Origin of the sequence: Brevibacterium sp. FAM 24630 (assembly GCF_049804075.1) — a bacterium.
GTDB lineage: Bacteria > Actinomycetota > Actinomycetes > Actinomycetales > Brevibacteriaceae > Brevibacterium.
In genome coordinates this window covers 44,064-59,889 of the sequence record NZ_JBNBZD010000016.1, presented here as the reverse complement: position 1 = coordinate 59,889, position 15,826 = coordinate 44,064, and the positions used below count along the sequence as shown (strand labels likewise).

16 protein-coding genes are annotated in these 15,826 nt (G+C 66.0%); 8 read left to right on the top strand and 8 right to left on the bottom strand.

Annotated features, from left to right (window positions below; translation table 11 throughout):
* The first annotated feature begins 167 nt into the window (after positions 1–167).
* Both ACPUD7_RS12655 and ACPUD7_RS12650 read left to right on the top strand, forming a co-directional pair.
* Positions 168–992, top strand: a complete 825-nt coding sequence (locus ACPUD7_RS12655; RefSeq protein WP_127365148.1) for an ABC transporter ATP-binding protein — start codon at positions 168–170, stop codon at positions 990–992.
* Positions 989–1,723: an ABC transporter permease gene (locus ACPUD7_RS12650; protein WP_425120098.1), complete on the top strand. Its 735-nt coding sequence runs from the start codon at positions 989–991 to the stop codon at positions 1,721–1,723. Before ACPUD7_RS12655 ends, ACPUD7_RS12650 begins: the two co-directional genes overlap by 4 nt.
* Here the strand turns inward: ACPUD7_RS12650 and ACPUD7_RS12645 are convergent.
* The 3 genes from ACPUD7_RS12645 to phoA form a co-directional block, all read right to left on the bottom strand.
* A complete protein-coding gene (locus tag ACPUD7_RS12645; RefSeq protein WP_425120097.1) occupies positions 1,698–3,176 on the bottom strand; it encodes an amino acid permease in 1,479 nt (492 codons plus the stop codon). The genes ACPUD7_RS12650 and ACPUD7_RS12645 overlap by 26 nt on opposite strands.
* Before the next feature lie 206 nt (positions 3,177–3,382).
* Positions 3,383–3,958 (bottom strand): GNAT family N-acetyltransferase, encoded by a 576-nt coding sequence (locus ACPUD7_RS12640; protein ID WP_425120096.1) that lies wholly within the window; start codon positions 3,956–3,958, stop codon positions 3,383–3,385.
* Between the two features lie 82 nt (positions 3,959–4,040).
* Positions 4,041–5,840 (bottom strand): alkaline phosphatase, encoded by a 1,800-nt coding sequence (gene phoA, locus ACPUD7_RS12635; RefSeq protein ID WP_425120095.1) that lies wholly within the window; start codon positions 5,838–5,840, stop codon positions 4,041–4,043.
* Positions 5,841–6,162: 322 nt separating this feature from the next.
* Between phoA and ACPUD7_RS12630 the strand changes: the two genes are divergently transcribed.
* The 4 genes from ACPUD7_RS12630 to ACPUD7_RS12615 all read left to right on the top strand — a co-directional run bounded on the left by ACPUD7_RS12630 (position 6,163) and on the right by ACPUD7_RS12615 (position 9,861).
* Positions 6,163–7,143: an ABC transporter ATP-binding protein gene (locus tag ACPUD7_RS12630; RefSeq protein WP_425120094.1), complete on the top strand. Its 981-nt coding sequence runs from the start codon at positions 6,163–6,165 to the stop codon at positions 7,141–7,143.
* A 1-nt stretch (position 7,144) separates the two neighbouring features.
* On the top strand, positions 7,145–7,990 hold the full coding sequence (locus tag ACPUD7_RS12625) for an ABC transporter permease (RefSeq protein WP_425120093.1): 846 nt from the start codon (positions 7,145–7,147) through the stop codon (positions 7,988–7,990).
* Positions 7,991–8,051: 61 nt separating this feature from the next.
* Positions 8,052–9,278, top strand: a complete 1,227-nt coding sequence (locus ACPUD7_RS12620) for a sensor histidine kinase (protein WP_425120092.1) — start codon at positions 8,052–8,054, stop codon at positions 9,276–9,278.
* On the top strand, positions 9,256–9,861 hold the full coding sequence (locus ACPUD7_RS12615; RefSeq protein WP_425120091.1) for a response regulator transcription factor: 606 nt from the start codon (positions 9,256–9,258) through the stop codon (positions 9,859–9,861). The genes ACPUD7_RS12620 and ACPUD7_RS12615 overlap by 23 nt, the downstream gene beginning before the upstream one ends.
* Positions 9,862–9,864: 3 nt before the next feature.
* Here the strand turns inward: ACPUD7_RS12615 and ACPUD7_RS12610 are convergent, their stop codons facing one another.
* The 5 genes from ACPUD7_RS12610 to ACPUD7_RS12590 all read right to left on the bottom strand — a co-directional run bounded on the left by ACPUD7_RS12610 (position 9,865) and on the right by ACPUD7_RS12590 (position 14,706).
* Positions 9,865–10,998, bottom strand: coding sequence for an ABC transporter permease (locus ACPUD7_RS12610; protein ID WP_425120090.1), 1,134 nt, complete (start codon positions 10,996–10,998; stop codon positions 9,865–9,867).
* Entirely contained in the window at positions 10,995–11,882 is an 888-nt protein-coding gene (locus ACPUD7_RS12605; RefSeq protein ID WP_425120089.1) for an ABC transporter ATP-binding protein, read from the bottom strand. Before ACPUD7_RS12605 ends, ACPUD7_RS12610 begins: the two co-directional genes overlap by 4 nt.
* Positions 11,883–12,025: 143 nt before the next feature.
* Positions 12,026–12,694 (bottom strand): response regulator, encoded by a 669-nt coding sequence (locus tag ACPUD7_RS12600; protein WP_425120088.1) that lies wholly within the window; start codon positions 12,692–12,694, stop codon positions 12,026–12,028.
* On the bottom strand, positions 12,691–14,055 hold the full coding sequence (locus ACPUD7_RS12595) for a sensor histidine kinase (protein ID WP_425120087.1): 1,365 nt from the start codon (positions 14,053–14,055) through the stop codon (positions 12,691–12,693). The genes ACPUD7_RS12600 and ACPUD7_RS12595 overlap by 4 nt, the downstream gene beginning before the upstream one ends.
* 96 nt (positions 14,056–14,151) lie before the next feature.
* Positions 14,152–14,706 (bottom strand): serine hydrolase domain-containing protein, encoded by a 555-nt coding sequence (locus ACPUD7_RS12590; RefSeq protein ID WP_425120111.1) that lies wholly within the window; start codon positions 14,704–14,706, stop codon positions 14,152–14,154.
* Between ACPUD7_RS12590 and ACPUD7_RS12585 the strand changes: the two genes are divergently transcribed.
* Positions 14,602–15,102, top strand: coding sequence for a TetR/AcrR family transcriptional regulator C-terminal domain-containing protein (locus ACPUD7_RS12585; RefSeq protein ID WP_425120086.1), 501 nt, complete (start codon positions 14,602–14,604; stop codon positions 15,100–15,102). The genes ACPUD7_RS12590 and ACPUD7_RS12585 overlap by 105 nt on opposite strands.
* An 87-nt stretch (positions 15,103–15,189) precedes the next feature.
* Positions 15,190–15,759, top strand: coding sequence for a TetR/AcrR family transcriptional regulator (locus ACPUD7_RS12580; protein ID WP_425120085.1), 570 nt, complete (start codon positions 15,190–15,192; stop codon positions 15,757–15,759).
* Positions 15,760–15,826: the final 67 nt, after the last annotated feature.

Sequence of the window (15,826 nt, the reverse complement as noted above, 5' to 3'; positions counted from 1 at the left end):
GTGCCGGCGGATCGTTGTGCAGACCTTTCGGGGCTCGGTCTCACGATACTCCGGGGCACATCGTGGATTCGGGCCCGGTGTCCCCTGTGCCAAACGCACCCCGGGTGCGGCACCAGTGACTGTTCGAACTGTTGACCTCAGACGGCTCCGGGTGTCTCATTCAACAGATGATGAACAATTCGGTCGAGGTGCGCAGTCTCACGGTCCGCCGCGGTCGCAAGACCGTCATCGACGCCCTTGACCTCGACGTGCCCCGCGGAGCGATCGTCGGGCTCCTCGGACCCAGCGGCAGCGGGAAGACGACGCTCATGCGCGCCATCGTCGGTGTCCAGATCGTCTCCGGCGGGAAGGTGGATGTGCTGGGTCGTCCGGCCGGGTCCGCTGCCCTGCGCCACCGGGTCGGCTACATGACTCAGGCGGCCAGCATCTACGACGATCTGAGTGTGCGGGCGAACCTGCGCTACTTCGCACGTGTGCAGGGAGCGCCGAAATCCGAGGTCGATCGCGTGCTCGAACGCACCGACCTCACCGGCCAGGCCGATCAGATCGTCCGCACGCTGTCGGGCGGGCAGGCCAACCGGGTGTCTCTGGCCGCGGCGATGCTCGGTTCTCCGGATCTGCTCGTTCTCGACGAACCGACCGTGGGACTCGATCCGCTGCTGCGCGCCGATCTGTGGGAGCTCTTCCGTAGGCTCGCCGAGGAAGGGACGACGCTGCTGGTCTCGAGTCATGTCATGGACGAGGCGACGCGCTGCGATCGACTGCTGCTCATGCGGGAGGGCGCGATCATCGCCGATACGACTCCGCACGATCTGCTCGCCGGCACGGGGGCCGCCTCGGCGGAGGACGCCTTCCTCCGCATCATCGGCAAGGACATATCGGCGCCGGGTGCCTCCGGGCGCGGGGGCGGTTCCGGCACTCGTCTGCTCTCGCGAGAGGGCCGAGGTCGCACCGGCCGGGGACATGGCGCGAAGGCGGGAGGGCGGCGATGAACCCGCTGCGCACCCTGGCGACGACGGGACGCGTCCTCGTCCAGATCCGCAACGACCCGCGCACGATCGCTCTGCTGCTCATCGTGCCCAGCCTGCTCATCGGTCTCGTGGCCTGGATCTTCGACGAGACCGATGTGTTCTCAACGATCGGGCCGGCGATGCTTGCGCTCTTCCCGTTCATCGTCATGTTCCTCGTGACGAGCATCGCGACCCTGCGCGAACGCCGCAGCGGAACCCTTGAACGGCTTCTGTCGATGCCTTTGGGCCGCGGTGACTTCATCCTCGGCTACACTCTGGCGTTCGGTCTGCTCGCCATTGTGCAGACGGCAGTGGCCGTCGGATATGCGACCATGATCTGCGGGCTCGAGATCGAAGGTTCGGTCGGGCTGCTCTTCGTCGTCGCGATCGCCGATGCTCTGCTGGGGACGGCATTGGGGCTGTTGGCCAGCGCGTTCGCCCGCACGGAGTTCCAGGTCGTGCAGTTCATGCCCGTCTTCGTCTTCCCGCAGATCCTGCTCGGCGGGATCTTCCTCCCGCGCGACCAGCTGCCCGAGGTGCTCGGTACCATCGGTGACTGGCTGCCGCTGTCGCACGCGATCGATGCGCTGAATGCGGTTTCGACCGGCGATGAGGATGATGCCTATATCTGGCTGCGGGTGCTCTTCATCGCCTGCTGGATCGTCGGTGCGATCATCGTCGGGTCGCTCACTCTGCGCCGTCGGACGCCGTGATCGGTTCGGTGCGGTCGCTGAGTTCGTAGTGTCGGCGACCCTCGCCGCGGATGAAGCCGAGGTAGCACAGCCACAGCGCAGCCACCCACAGCAGGCCGACCCAGAGGGCCGGACGTGAGTCGGGGACGATGCCGACCATGACGACGACGAAGACGATGAACGCCACGGTGATCCACGAGCCGAACGGCCACAGGGGGATGGGAAATTCGCTGGGCAGGCGGTTCTCCTGGGCGATCACGCGCTTCATCCGCAGGTGAGCGGCGAGGATGATCAGCCACACCAGCAGCGTCGCGAAGGTGGCCAGTGCTCCGAGCAGGAACAGTGCCTGGTCGGGATAGAGGTAGTTGAGGGCGACGCCGACCAGCAGTGCGACGATCATCGTGATCACCGTCATCACGGGCACGCCGTTGCGAGAGGTGCGGGCGAACGATCGCGGTGCCTGACCTTGTTCGGCCAGACCGTGGAGCATCCGACCGGCACCGAAGACGTCGGCATTGATGGCCGACAGGGCGGCAGTGATGAGAACGACCTGGAGGATGGCCGCCGCTGCTGTGAAACCGACGGAGTCGAAGATCGCGACGAAGGGACTGGTCTCCGACGTGATCTGGTCCCACGGCAGGATGCACATGATCACGCCGAGGGTGAGCACGTAGAAGAGGAGAATGCGCACCGGCACCGAGTTGATGGCGGCGGGGATCACCCGCTTCGGGTTCTGCGCCTCACCGGCGGTGACTCCGATGATCTCGACGCCGCCGAAGGCGAACATCACGATGGTGAATGATGAGAGCAGCCCCCAGAACCCGTGCGGGAGGAAACCGCCATGGTCGACCAGTGCCTGCGGTCCCATCTGGTCGTGGTCGGCGATGCCGAAGCCGAAGACGATGATGGCCACGCCGGCGGCGATGAGGACGATGATCGCGATGATCTTGATCAGCGCGAACCAGAATTCCAGCTCACCGAAGATCTTGACGCCGATCATGTTGATCGCAGCGATGAAGAAGACGACGGCCAGCACCCAGATCCACCGCGGCACGTCGGGGTACCAGAACCCCATGTACACGCCGATCGCTGTGGCGTCGAAGACGGCGACGAGGATCATCTCGAAGGCGAAGGTCCACCCGACGAGGAAGCCGGCGAAGGGGTGAAGATAGTGAGAGGCATACTGGCCGAAGGAGCCCGAGACGGGGTGCCGGACGACCAATTCGCCGAGGGCGCGCATCACCATGAAGACGGCGGCGCCGCCGATGATGTAGGCGAGGAGCACTGCCGGGCCGGCGGACTGGATCGACTCCGAGGAGCCCATGAAGAGCCCCGTGCCGATGGCTGAGCCGAGGGCCATGAATCTGATGTGGCGGGCAGTCAGGCCCCTGCGCAGGCCGACGTTCTCTCTGCCGCCGTCGGTGTGTTCATCCGTGGGCACTGCCTCGCTGCGATCCTTGTCGGCTGGAGCCATCGGTGTCTGCTGTCCTCTTCTCTCGACTGCCCGTGGCCACCTGCCCATTCGATCGACGGGCCAGGCTTCACGGCCACCTCAGATTCTCACACCGAGAGGGCCGCAGAGTACGCGGCCTGGAGCAAAGAGTCAGAGATCTCAGAAACTCGAGTCGGACAGCCGGTGCCGGCGAAGTCCTCGGACCGGAGGTGACGCTCTCGGCGCACTCAGGCCGTCTGCCGATCGCTTGAGAGCATTCCGAAGATGAGGGTGTCGGTCCATTCGCCTTTCGACCACCAGTCCCTGCGCAGGTGCGCTTCCTGTCGCATGCCGATCCTCTGAGCCAATTTCGCCGAGGCGGTGTTTCTGGCATCCATCTGCGCGAACACCCGGTGGAGACCGTAATGGTCGAAGGCGAGGTTGAGGACCGCGATGGCCGCTTCGGTGGCGAAGCCGTGACCGGCGGCGGCCGGATCGAGGACCCACCCGACCTCGGCCTTCTCCTCGCTGTCGTCGGCGAGCCAGATCGCGATATCGCCGATGACTCGTGACCCCTCGAGCGAATCGAGGCCGTCGGCGGTCTCGATGACCAGGGCCAGGGCACGCGAATCTGTCTCGAGCCCCGTGCGGGGGAGGCGTTTGTCGATCTCGGTCTCGGCCACCTCGGCGGTCCAAGGCTCCTGGAGGAGGAACCGGGAGACATCCTCGCGGGAGTAGATGGGAAGGTGCGTCCTGGCATCGGACTCGCGATACGCGCGCAGAACCAGTCGGTCGGTGGTCAGGGGCAGATCCAGCGGGTCCATGAGCTCACTGTGCCAGGCGAACCTGTGAGTGGGACGGACGATGCCGGACGCTTCGCTGGGAGCGTCCGGCCTCGTGCGCGGTTCAGGCGGGGAGGATCCCACGGCGCTTGGCCATGCGGATAAGAGCCGATCCGCCGATGATCGCGGCCACGCCGAAGAAGACCGCGGCACCGATCTCGACGCCGGTGCGCGGCAGGGTTCCGCCGCCACCGCCGGCCAGCCCCGGGCCTTCGCCTCCGCTGCCGGAGCCGGCGTTGCCTTCGCCGCCTTCGCCGCTGCCATTCGCGCCGGTCCCGCCACCGGCGGCATCGGCATCGTTCGAGCCGTTGGAGTCCTCGGATGCGTTCGAGTCCTGAGAGCCTGCCGAACTGTCATCGCCGCCGGTATCGGACGAACCTGAGGCAGTGGCAGAACCGTTCGCGTCATCCGTGCCCGCCGAGTCGTCATCGCCGTTCGCATCGTCGCCCGGGTCGCCGGGCACTTCGGCTTCGGGGTCGAGTCCCAGGCCGTCGGCGATCGTAAAGTGCATGTCCGTCTGATCGGTCAGTCCGACGACGTTGGCGGCACCCGGTCCGTAGGCGGCGATGCGCAGCTGCGTGCCCGTGTGGCCCTGCGACTCCTCTTCGTCCGCGGTCGCGTAGTTCATCGTCATATCGGTGCCGTCGGCGGTGGTCAGTGTCCGGGTCAGACCCGGAGTGTCCGAACCGGCGGAGACGATCTGGCTCGTGTGGGCGTGGTCGGCGGTCGTGATGACGAGAGTCTCGCCGTCCTCTTTCGCGAAGTCGAGGGCGGCCTTGACCGCTTCGTCGAGGTCGACGGTCTCACCGATCTGACCGCACGGGTTCGCGGCGTGATCCTCCTTGTCGATGCTTGCTCCCTCGACCTGGAGGAAGAATCCATCGTCGTTGTCGAGCAGGTCGACGGCCTTGTTCGTCAGCTGATCGAGCTTCGGCACATTCGAGGTGCGCTCGGGGTTGTTCTTGCATTTCACGGCCGGTTCGGTGCCGCCTCCGTGGGTGGCCTTCGGACCCTCCCAGCGAACGGGGAAATTGCCCTCTGTGAAGAGTCCGAGCACCGGCGAATCCTGGTTCGCCTCGGTGAGGGAATCGAGTGAGTCGGAATCATCGACGAGCTGGTAGCCGCGATCTTCGGCCTGCTCGCGCAGTGTCTGGTCCTTCCAGTCACCGGCGGTGGCCTTCTGTTCGAAGGAGGCCGAGCCGCCGCCGAGGGTGACATCGGCACGAGCGTTGATGATCTGCTCGCTGATTGAACCGAGCCCACCGTTCTCCAGCGCCTCATCCGAGCAGTCCTCGCTTGTCTCTTCCGGCCCGTAGCAGCCGCGGAGGCTGATGTGGGTCAGCTGCGCGGCAGGTGTCGCGTCCTGGATCTCCGCGGTCGAGACGTCACCGGTCTTCATTCCCTTCGCACGGGCCATTTCGATGAGGGTCTTGTGCGGGTTGCCCTGGCGGTCGATGCCGAGCGCCCCGTTGTAGGTCTTCGTACCCGAGGACCAGCCGGTGGCGCTCGCAGCGGAGTCGGTGACGTAGTCCGGCTTGCCGGTGTCCTTGTCCACCGCATAGGTCGTGTACTGCCCGGTCATCGGCAGTGCGTCGAGACCTTCGAAGCGTCCGTGGGCGCCTTTCGCATAGTTGCGGGCGGCGGTGATCTCGGAATCGCCCATGCCGTCGCCGATGAGGAGGATGACGTTCTTCGCGCCGGAGTCCTCGACCGCGTCGCGGATGGCGTCGGTGTTGTCACCGTCGAGCTGGCGGGCTCCTCCGGGTTCGTCGATTCCCGAAGCCTGGGCGGGGCTTGCGACTCCGAAGAGCGCGAAGCTGAGAGCGCCGGTCGCCGCAGCGATTCGCAGGGTTCTCCTGGCCATGTGCCGTCCTTTCGTAGAGAAGCACACAGACGTTCACCGAAGATGCGGTCCGAGCCGTGCCGACGGCAGGACTCGGACGAGCGTGTGAGCGTCTGTGTGCGAGCAGACGGCTTCCAACTTACTCAGCTTTCTCACAAGGTGAGTGGAGGGAATGTGAAGCCTGAGTTAACTCGCAGTTCTGTGTCGTCGCTTCGTGTCATTCCCGGTTGCCAGCACGGTGGAATTTCCATTCTTTCGTCGTGAGATCCAGTGACAGATGGCACCCCGCACTCGGTGACAAATGGCATCAGCGCACGCGAGCACTGATTTCTAGTGTGTGAACATGACTTCACAGACAACGTCCCACACGCCCGCTTCGGCCGTTCCGGTCCACCGCGGAGCCGTCACCGCCTCCGCAGTCGCCCTCAACCATCTGACGAAGAGCTTCGGCGGCATCACAGCCGTCAACGATCTCGACCTGACGATCCGCCCCGGCGAAGTCGTCGCCTTCCTCGGACCCAACGGAGCAGGCAAGACGACGACGATCGACATGCTGCTCGGCCTCAGCCGACCCGATGCAGGAGACGTCGAGATCTTCGGCATGCCGCCTCGGCGAGCCGTGTCTCTCGGCTACGTCAGCTCGGTCATGCAGACCGGCGGCCTGCTCGATGACCTCACCGTCCGCGAAACCGTCGAATACACATCCGCGATCTTCGCCTCTTCCCTCGACACCGACCTCGTTCTCAAACGTGCAGGAATCGCCGAAATCGCGAACTCGGTCGTGAAGAAGTGCTCGGGCGGGCAGAAGCAGCGTCTGCGCTTCGCCATGGCGCTCCTGCCCGACCCTGCCCTCATCGTCCTCGACGAACCGACGACCGGGATGGATGTCACCGGCCGCCGCGACTTCTGGCACCAGATGCGCGCTGATGCGCTGACCGGCAAGACGATCCTCTTCGCCACCCACTACCTCGAGGAGGCCGACGAGTTCGCCGACCGCGTCATCCTCATCGCAGACGGGAAGGTCGTCGCCGACGGTTCGGCCCATGAGATCCGCGGCATGGCCGCAGCGAAGACTGTGAGCGCGACCCTGCCGCTGACCGACGGCGAGCCCACCGCCGAGGCGGGCGTGGCCGAACTGGTCGACCTCCTCGGCGGCCTGGCCGGAGTCGAATCCATCGACGTGCGGGCCAGACGCCTGAGAATGCGCACCACCGACTCCGATGCGGCCGCGAAGATGCTGTTCGACAACGCCTGCACCGACCTCGAGATCACTTCTCACTCCCTCGAAGACGCCTTCATCAGTCTCACCGCGAAAGGGGCATGACATGTCCACCCAGCCATCGACTCAACCGGCCGGATCCTCGAAGGTGCGTACGGCACCGGGGGCCGCCTCGGCGAGGTTCCTCTCCTCCCTCGACGACCGCAGGATCCCTCGCTTCGGCGGATTCTCGGCCACCCTGCTCCGGCTCGAGCTGCTGCGGAAGCTGCGCAACCGGCGCACGCTCATCTTCACGATGATCATGCCTGCGGTCTTCTATCTCATCTTCGGCCTGACGAACAAGGACGAGATGCTCGGCAGCACGAATGCCGCGCTCTACATCTCCGTGTCCCTGGCGACGTACGGAGCGATGATCGCCACGACCACCGGCGGTGCCCAAGTCGCGATCGAACGGGCACTTGGGTGGAGTCGCCAGCTGGCGCTGACGCCGCTGCGCCCGGCGGCGTACATCCTCATCAAGGTGATCGTGTCCATGGTCCTCGGCGCGGTGTCCGTCATCGTCGTCTTCGTCCTCACCGCGATCACCGGCGTCCATGCGCCCCTGACAACGCTCGTCTCCTCCGGACTTCTCGTCATCCTCACGTCCTGTGTCTTCGCGGCCTTCGGCGTCATGCTCGGTTATCTGCTGCCCGCCGAGAACGCGATCCAGGTGGCCAGCATGGTCCTCGGCATCCTCTCCCTCATCGGCGGACTCTTCGTCCCGCTGGAGATCTGGCCGGACACCCTGCAGACCATCGCCCGCTTCACTCCGGCCTACGGAGTCGGCGAAATCGCCCGCGCACCGCTGGGCGGGGGTTACGATCATTGGGCGATCGTCAGTGTCCTCGTCTGGCTTGCGATCTTCGTCGCAGGATCGGCCCTGGCCCTGCGCCGGGACACCTCGCGGGTGTGACGGCCGACCACGTCACGGGCGGCAGGGGACGCGCGAACCCAACGATCACGTCAGGAGCACAGTGACCGCGAACGACACCACCGGCGGGGCGCGGGCAGGGTCCTCGCCCGCCGGGCTGCGCCCGCTGAACTTCATGAGCTGGTTCTTCCCGTTCTTCTGGCTCGTCTTCCTCTCCTATCCGCTGGCCGCCTCGCTGCGGCTCGACGGGGCACAGCGGTTCTGGGGCGTGAGCCTCACGGTCGCCTTCGCAGTCGTGTTCTACCTCGGCATGATCGCCGGCGGCATCGGTCTGGGCACCTTCGTCCGGACGATGCGCGACCCCCGTGCTCACCGCACACGACTGGCCCTGATCGTCGTCAATGCGGCGCTCATCATCATGATCGCCATCACCGTCGTGGCCGTTCCCCTCGTCGGCGAGGCGGCACTGTCGTATCTGGCCTATATCTCTGTGATCGCTGTGGTGTCCGTGCGGCGGGTGGTCCCCGGACTCGTCATCGCGGCCTCGACGCTCATCGTCGCCGAGGTGGCCCAACGTCTCGTCCCCGGGTGGAGCCACGACTGGTCGGCCACCTTCGGGATCTCGATCTCCGGGTTCGCCATGGTGATGGCACTCATGGCCGGTGACCGGTCCAGAGCGGCCCGACAGGTGGAGGAGGAGAACCGCCGTCTGGAACGCGAGACCGAACGACTGCGCGTGTCCCAGGTCGTCCACGACGTGCTCGGCCACTCCCTGACCGTCATCGCGCTCAAAGCGCAGCTGGCGGCGAAACTCGAAGCCGCAGGGTCCCCCGATGCGGCCCGGCACATCGCCGAGATCGAAGAGCTCGCCCGTGGTGCGCTCGCCGACGTTCGCACCACGGTGCAGGGAACGCGCACGATCTCCTTGGCCGAGGAACTCGTCGAAGCAACCCGGGCGCTGCGGGCCGCCGACATCACGGTGGAGGCTCCGACCTCGGTCGATGTCGTCGATCCCCGCCTGCGGGAACTGTTCGCGTGGAGTCTGCGCGAAGGCAGCACGAACATCCTCCGGCATGCCCGAGCGCAGCGGGCGACGATCACCATCGAAAGGCACCGTCTCATCATCAGCAACGACACCGCCGGCCGCGGCGACCCCACGCACCCGGCCACGACGCTCGACCTCGGCGAAGTGGGGGCCGGAACCGGGCTGCGGGGCCTGCGGGAGAGAGCTGCGGGTGTGGGGGCGCGAGTGCGCACTCGGAAGTCCGATGCCGGATTCGACCTCGACGTTGACGGAGGTGAGACCCGTGACGACGCTGCTCATCGCTGACGACCAGACCATGGTCCGCGAAGCGCTCGCCGCCCTGCTCGGCATGGAATCCGACTTCGAAGTCGTCGCGCAGTGTGCCCGCGGCAATGAAGTCCTGCCGGCGATTTCGAAGACCCGTCCGGACGTGGCGCTGCTCGACGTCGATATGCCCGAACCCGACGGACTGAGTGTCGCCGCCACGCTGCACAAGGAGTTTCCCCAGGTCAAGGTCATCATCGTCACGACCTACGGACGTCCCGGATGGGTCAAACGGGCCTTGGACGCCGGGGTCAGCGGGTTCATGGTCAAGGACGCTCCGGTCGACCACCTCGCCGACGGCATCCGCCGCGTCATGTCCGGAATGTCGGTCATCGACCCCGAACTCGTCGTCGAATCGACGATGCATGGGTCCTCCCCGCTGACTGCCAGGGAGACCGATGTGCTGCGCACGGCCGCGGACGGGGCCAGCGTGGACGAAGTGGCCGCGACGCTCCACCTCTCGACCGGCACCGTGCGCAATCGTCTGTCCTCGGCGATCGGGAAGACGAATGCTCGCAACCGTGCCGATGCCGCGCGGATCGCCGAGGAGAACGGTTGGCTGTAGGCCTCAGCCCCGTTGACGGCGCAGCGCCTGCCCCCAGGACAGCTTCGGGCCCGACTGCAGGATCGAGCGTTCGAAGATCCGGGTCGCCAGCAGCAGCGCCAACAGCGTGGTGATGACGAGGATGAGCAGGGAGACCAGCGGCTCCCACCAGGCGATCGTGCCGAGGAAAACGCGCATCGGCACGGCCACTGCCGCCGAGAACGGAATGTAGGACAGCACCGCCATCACCGTTTCGTTCGACGAGAAGATGATGACGCCCATGTAGGGCAGGAAGATGAGCATCATGATCGGCATGCTCGTCGACGGCAGATCCTCGGTGCGCGAGACCAGTGAGGCGGCGGCCGCATAGAGGGCGGCGACCATGACGAAGCCGATGATGAAGAGGGGGACGAACCAGGCGATCGGTTCGGCCACCGATCCGAGCACGAGGTCGTTTCCGCTGATCGCGGCCCCGGTGAGAACCGCGACGGCGGTGAGGCCGATCTGGGTGAAGGCGAGGATCGTGCACGCGATGACCTTGCCGAACATGAGCACCCGCGCCGAGGTGGACGCGAGCAGAATCTCGACGATCCGTGACTGCTTCTCCTCGACCACGGACGAGGCGATCGTGTTTCCGAACGTCATCGCGGCCATGAAGAACACGAGTCCGAGGCCGAGCCCGATGAGGTACGTGAGCGTGGGATCCGGGGCATCGGGGTCGAGGAGCTCGACCTCGGGGGTAAGGCTGAGTGCGCCGATGAGCGACTCGGGTGCCGAGCGCAGAGACAGGACCGCGACCCCGGTCGGCGAGTCCTTCGACTCGACGACGGCCGCGTCGACCTTCTCGGAGGTGACCAGGGCCTTCGCCTCATCCGCGTCATCGACTGAGACCGTTTCGATGCCCTCGATTCCGTCCACGGCCTTCGCCCCCGCCGAGGTGACCGCCACCTCGTCCGTGGAGGAGAAGAGAGAGGGCAGCGCCCCGGAGACCCCGACGAGGACACCGAGGATGACGATGCTCAAGATCGTCGAGACCATGAAGGCCTTGGACTTGAGGCGGACCATGATCTCGCGTTCGATGACGAGTCCGATGGCGGTGGTGAAACCTGCTCGGTGCGAGCGGGCGCTGGCGGCGGTGTTCGTGTCTGTCGTGCTCATGCCTGTGTGACCTCCTGGAACAGACGGTTGAGGGCGACTTCGTGCGGCCCGAACGACGTCACCGAGGACACGGTGAGCGCGTGGCGCAGAACCGCCTCGGCGGTGTCGGAACTCGGGGCGGTGAAGCGGGCCCAGCTGCCGTCGAGTTCGACGACGGAGACATCGGGCATTCCGCGCACCCAGCCGAGGTCGGAGTCGGTCTGCAGGGTCCATTCGGGCAGGCTGCGCTGGCGGCGCAGCTCTTTGGTGGTGCCGGCGGCGACAAGGTGGCCGTCGTTGATGATGACGATGTCGTCGACGAGTCGTTCGACGAGGTCGAGTTGGTGGCTGGAGAACAGCACCGGGGCGCCGGAGGCGGCGAAAGAAGTGAGCACGTCGAGGGTGCGTTCGACGGCGGCGGGGTCGAGACCGGAGAACGGTTCGTCGAGGACGAGCGCCTGGGGATTGTGGATGAGGGCGGCCGCGATCTGGACCTTCTGCTGGTTGCCCAGGCTCACTGATTCGAGGGTGTCGGTGGGTTCACCCTTGAGGTCGAGCTGGTCGAGGAGCTCGAGGCCGCGCTTCTTCGCCACTTGGCGGGTCAGGCCGTGGAAGCGGGCGAGGTAGATGAGCTGATCGATGATCGGCATCTTCGGGTAGAGGCCGCGCTCTTCGGGCATGTACCCGATCGCACTGCGATGGCTCGGGGTGATCGGGGCGCCGTCGACGGTGATGTGACCGGAATCGGCGGCGAGGACTCCGAGGAGGATTCGCATGGTCGTCGTCTTGCCGGAGCCGTTCGAGCCGACGAAGCCGGTCATCCGGCCGTCGCCGATGTCGAAGCTGAGATCGTGCAGCACCTGCTTGCTGCCGAAGCTGCGGTTGATGTTCGCCAGGGTGATCATGTCTCAACGCTATACGGAGACCAGCCGCCTGAGATCCGCCGTGAGGGTGAGTTCGAGCCCCTGCCTGCGGGGGAGATTCGACGCACTTCTCAGCGATTCGACACCGATCATATTACTGCCGTTGTCGCTTCGGTGGTCTCATCTCAGCCCTTGTCGTGCTGACCGATCGCCACGACCCCGTTCTCATAAGCCCAGATCACTGCGTGGATGCGGTCGCGGATGCCGAGCTTGGACAGCAGATTCGACACGTGGGTCTTCACGGTGGCTTCGCCGACGAAGAGGTCACCGGCGATTTCGGAATTGCTCGATCCCGTCGCGACCAGTCTGAGCACTTCGAGTTCTCGTTCGGTGAGCTGATCGAGCTCCGGTGCCGCGGGTGTCGTCGGTTCGGGGATGGACACCGAGCGTTCGATGACGCGCCGGGTCACCTCGGGGGAGAGGAGCCCGTCCCCGTGTGCCAGAGCCGTGACGGCATCGATGAGCTGTTCGGCCTCGGCGGTCTTGAGGAGGAAGCCGCTGGCCCCGGCGGCCAGCGCCTGGAACAGGAAGTCATCGCGGTCGAAGGTCGTGAGCATGAGGACCGCTCCGGCCGCGCTTCGGCGGACGATCTGGGCGGTTGATTCGAGGCCGTTCATCACCGGCATCTGCACGTCCATGCAGATGACGTCGGGGGAGAGCTCGAGGGCACGATCGATGGCGATCTGACCGTTCTCGGCCTCTCCGACGACGGCGATGCCGTCCTCGCTCTCGAGGATCGTGCGGAAACCGGTGCGGACCATCGACTGGTCGTCGACGAGGAGAACTCGAATCATCTGGTTGCCTTCACTGAGTTGTCGGGCCCGGGGGAGTCGGAAGCCGATGCGGTTGCCGCTGGGTCGGTTGCGGCGGCCGGGTCGTCGGCCGCGGGTTCGGCGTCGCTGTGAGGATAGGGGAGGCGGGCGCGGACGAGCCAGCCGCCGCGGGACTTCGGCCCCGCTTCCAGGCTGCCGCTGAGTGCGTTCATACGCTCTCGCATACCGATGATGCCCAGGCCCAGGCCTTCCCCGGCCGACCGGTCGGCCGCAGCGCCGGAGCGGGCGGACCCTTCGCCGGTCGGGCGGGAGTCGCTGACTTCGACCTCGAGACCGGTGGTGCCGTATCGCAGCCGCACATCCACCTCGGCGCCGGCACCCGCGTAGCGGGAGCAGTTGGTCAGGGATTCCTGGATCACGCGATAGATCGACAGTTCGGTGGTCGGGGTCAGTGGTCGGGGGCTGCCGATCGTCGTGAACTCGACGGTCTGCCCGGACCGCTGTGCGGATTCGATGAGTTCGGGCACATCGCCGAGGCCGGGATTGCCCTGCGCAGGCGCTCCTTCGGTGCTCGATTCGTCCGAATCGCGCAGGGTGTAGACGAGCGCGCGGAGTTCCTCGACGGTCTCCCTTGTCGAGGATTCGATCGTCGCCAGCGATTCGGCCGCCTTGTCCGGATTCTTCGTCAGACTGCGTCGGGCCGCCGCTGCGTGGATGCCGACTCCGGCGATGTGGTGGGCAACACCGTCGTGGAGTTCACGGGCGATACGCACCCGGTCGAGTTCGAGAGCCTGCTGGGTCAGACGCTTCTCCTGTGAGCGGACCTCGTCATTGGCAGCCCGAAGTTCGGCCAGCAGCTGCCGCTGCTTCCACGCCCGATCGCCGAATACCCAGGCACCGCCGAAGTAGGCGACGTTCGTCAGCAGATTGACGCCGAAGCTTGCCGCGACCTGCATTGCGGTCATATCGGACAGATCGTTGAACTGGAGGCCCAGCGCGAGGACTAGGTAGACGAGGATGCCGAGGCAGTAGAGTGCGCGGGAGATGAAGGCGGCTCGGCGGTTGCTCTGCCAAGCTCCCACCGAGTAGAGACCCATGAACAGGATGATCTGGGTGACGCCGGGCTCCATGGCACTGGACACCTGTGCTCCGACGAATATGATCACTTGGATCCAGGCAACCTGGCTGGGGTAGCGTCGCCGCCAGATCAGTGGCAGGGCGACCGCCGTCGAGGCCAAACACAGCACCCAGAGCGGCGCCTCGAATGGCCAATATCCACCAGCCGTGTACAGCACCGCGAAGATCATCGAAGCGACCGCTAGGGTGATGACCAGATAGACATCACCCCGCGTGGGTCTCAAAGACGTCGCGTTCTCTGCCATTCCTCCAGCTTAGTCAGTCCGCTGATGCCGCGGTATCCGTCTGGATGGGGAACCGTCCGGGCCCGCCTCCGGCACAGGGCGGAGACGGACCCGGCATCAGCCCAGTGCCAAGCTGTACAGGTGCTCGAGAGCTCCGTCGATGGCATGCGGCACGGGACGGCCCGAATCATCCAGCTCATTCCACCGCTGCCGATTCACCAGGATCGTCATCTGACGTCGGCCGTCGGCACGTGTCATGGTGATGGCGCCGCCTCCCCACACCGAACCGTCGTGGCCCCAGAACGTTCCTCCCGCCTCATTGCGGCGATGCAGTCCCAATCCGTAGTCGATCATCGTTCCCTCGAAGGAGCGGACGGGGGCCGTGCGCTGCATCTGCGCAAGCGACTCCGCCTGGAGCAGCTCGCCGCCGATGAGGAGGCCGAAGAACCGATTGAGATCGGCAGTGGTCGACACCAGGGAGGCCGCCGGCCCGACCCACGACATGTCGAACTCACTGAAGTCACGGGGCGGATCGGCCATCGAGAACCACGACTCGTAGAGTCGCGAATGCGGCCTGGCCAGAGCCGTGTCCGAGGGGAAATAGGTGTCATTCAGACCGGCAGGCACGATGACCTCGGTGGTCATGGCTGGGAGGACGGGCTGCGCACCTATGCCCGCGCTCAGCTCGAGACCCTCAGCGCACATCCGCGGCTCGTCGAGCTGGTCATGTCGCGCCCGGCGGTGACCACCGGAAACCTCGCGCTCATGGAGTCCCTGCTGACATTCCTCCAGGCCGACGCGTTCCCGCCGGCTTCGGCCCTCGATATCGTCTACTCCCTCAACGAGCTGGTCCTCATTCACGCCGTGCTCGAGGCCGGAGACGACACGGCGCCGGGGCCGCAAGGGGAGGATAGGCGGAGGCGCCACCTGGCCGGAGTGTCCGCCGAAGACTTCCCGCTCCTCGCCGAGGCGGTCGAGGCGAACGCCGATCGCGCTGCCGATGCGCAGTTCGAGTTCGCGCTCGACGCTCTCATCGCCGGATTCGCGGACCTTCGCCGGAAGCGATGACCGCCCGCCTAGAATGGTCCTGACCGCGCCGCCAGGAGCGAGGCGGTCGTGAGTCGATGGTCCGATTCCGGCGGCCGAGGAGGATGAGTGGATCGACGTGAGGCCATTGCCCGGACCGGGATGGAGCTGGTAGCCGAAGGTGGCAGTCATGCTCTCACCCACCGTCGAATCGATCAGCGTCTCGACCTGCCGCCGGGAACGACGTCGAACTACGCGCGCAACCGACGCGCTCTGGTCATCATGGTCATCGACCAGATCGCGGCCATGGCCGATCTGCGCGGGGGTGACCGTGACCGCCCTCTGCCGAACACCGTCGCCGAGGCGCTCGAACAGCTGGTCCCCACGCTGGAGGCGACCATCGCCCGCGGGACCGATATCCGGGCACGGATGTCACTGTCTCTCGACTACTGGCAGGACCCCGAACTGCACACCCTGCTCACCACCGAATCTCCCATTCGCCTCAAACTGGTTGCCGAGGCCGAGCGCATGCTCGCCGGTCTCGGGGTTCCCGAGCCCGAGAAGCGAGCGATCGACTTCATCGGTGTGATGAACGGCCTGTTGTTCGACCGGTTGGCAGGCAACGGCGTGCGCGGAGCTCGGGTCGATCCCGCCTCGGTGCTGGGCGCCTGGCTCATCGGCATCGGCGCCAGGCGATGACCGCGGTGGTGTCGATCGCAGCAGTGTACTGACGATCCCGGCCTCGAGGCGACGCAGCTGCGTATGC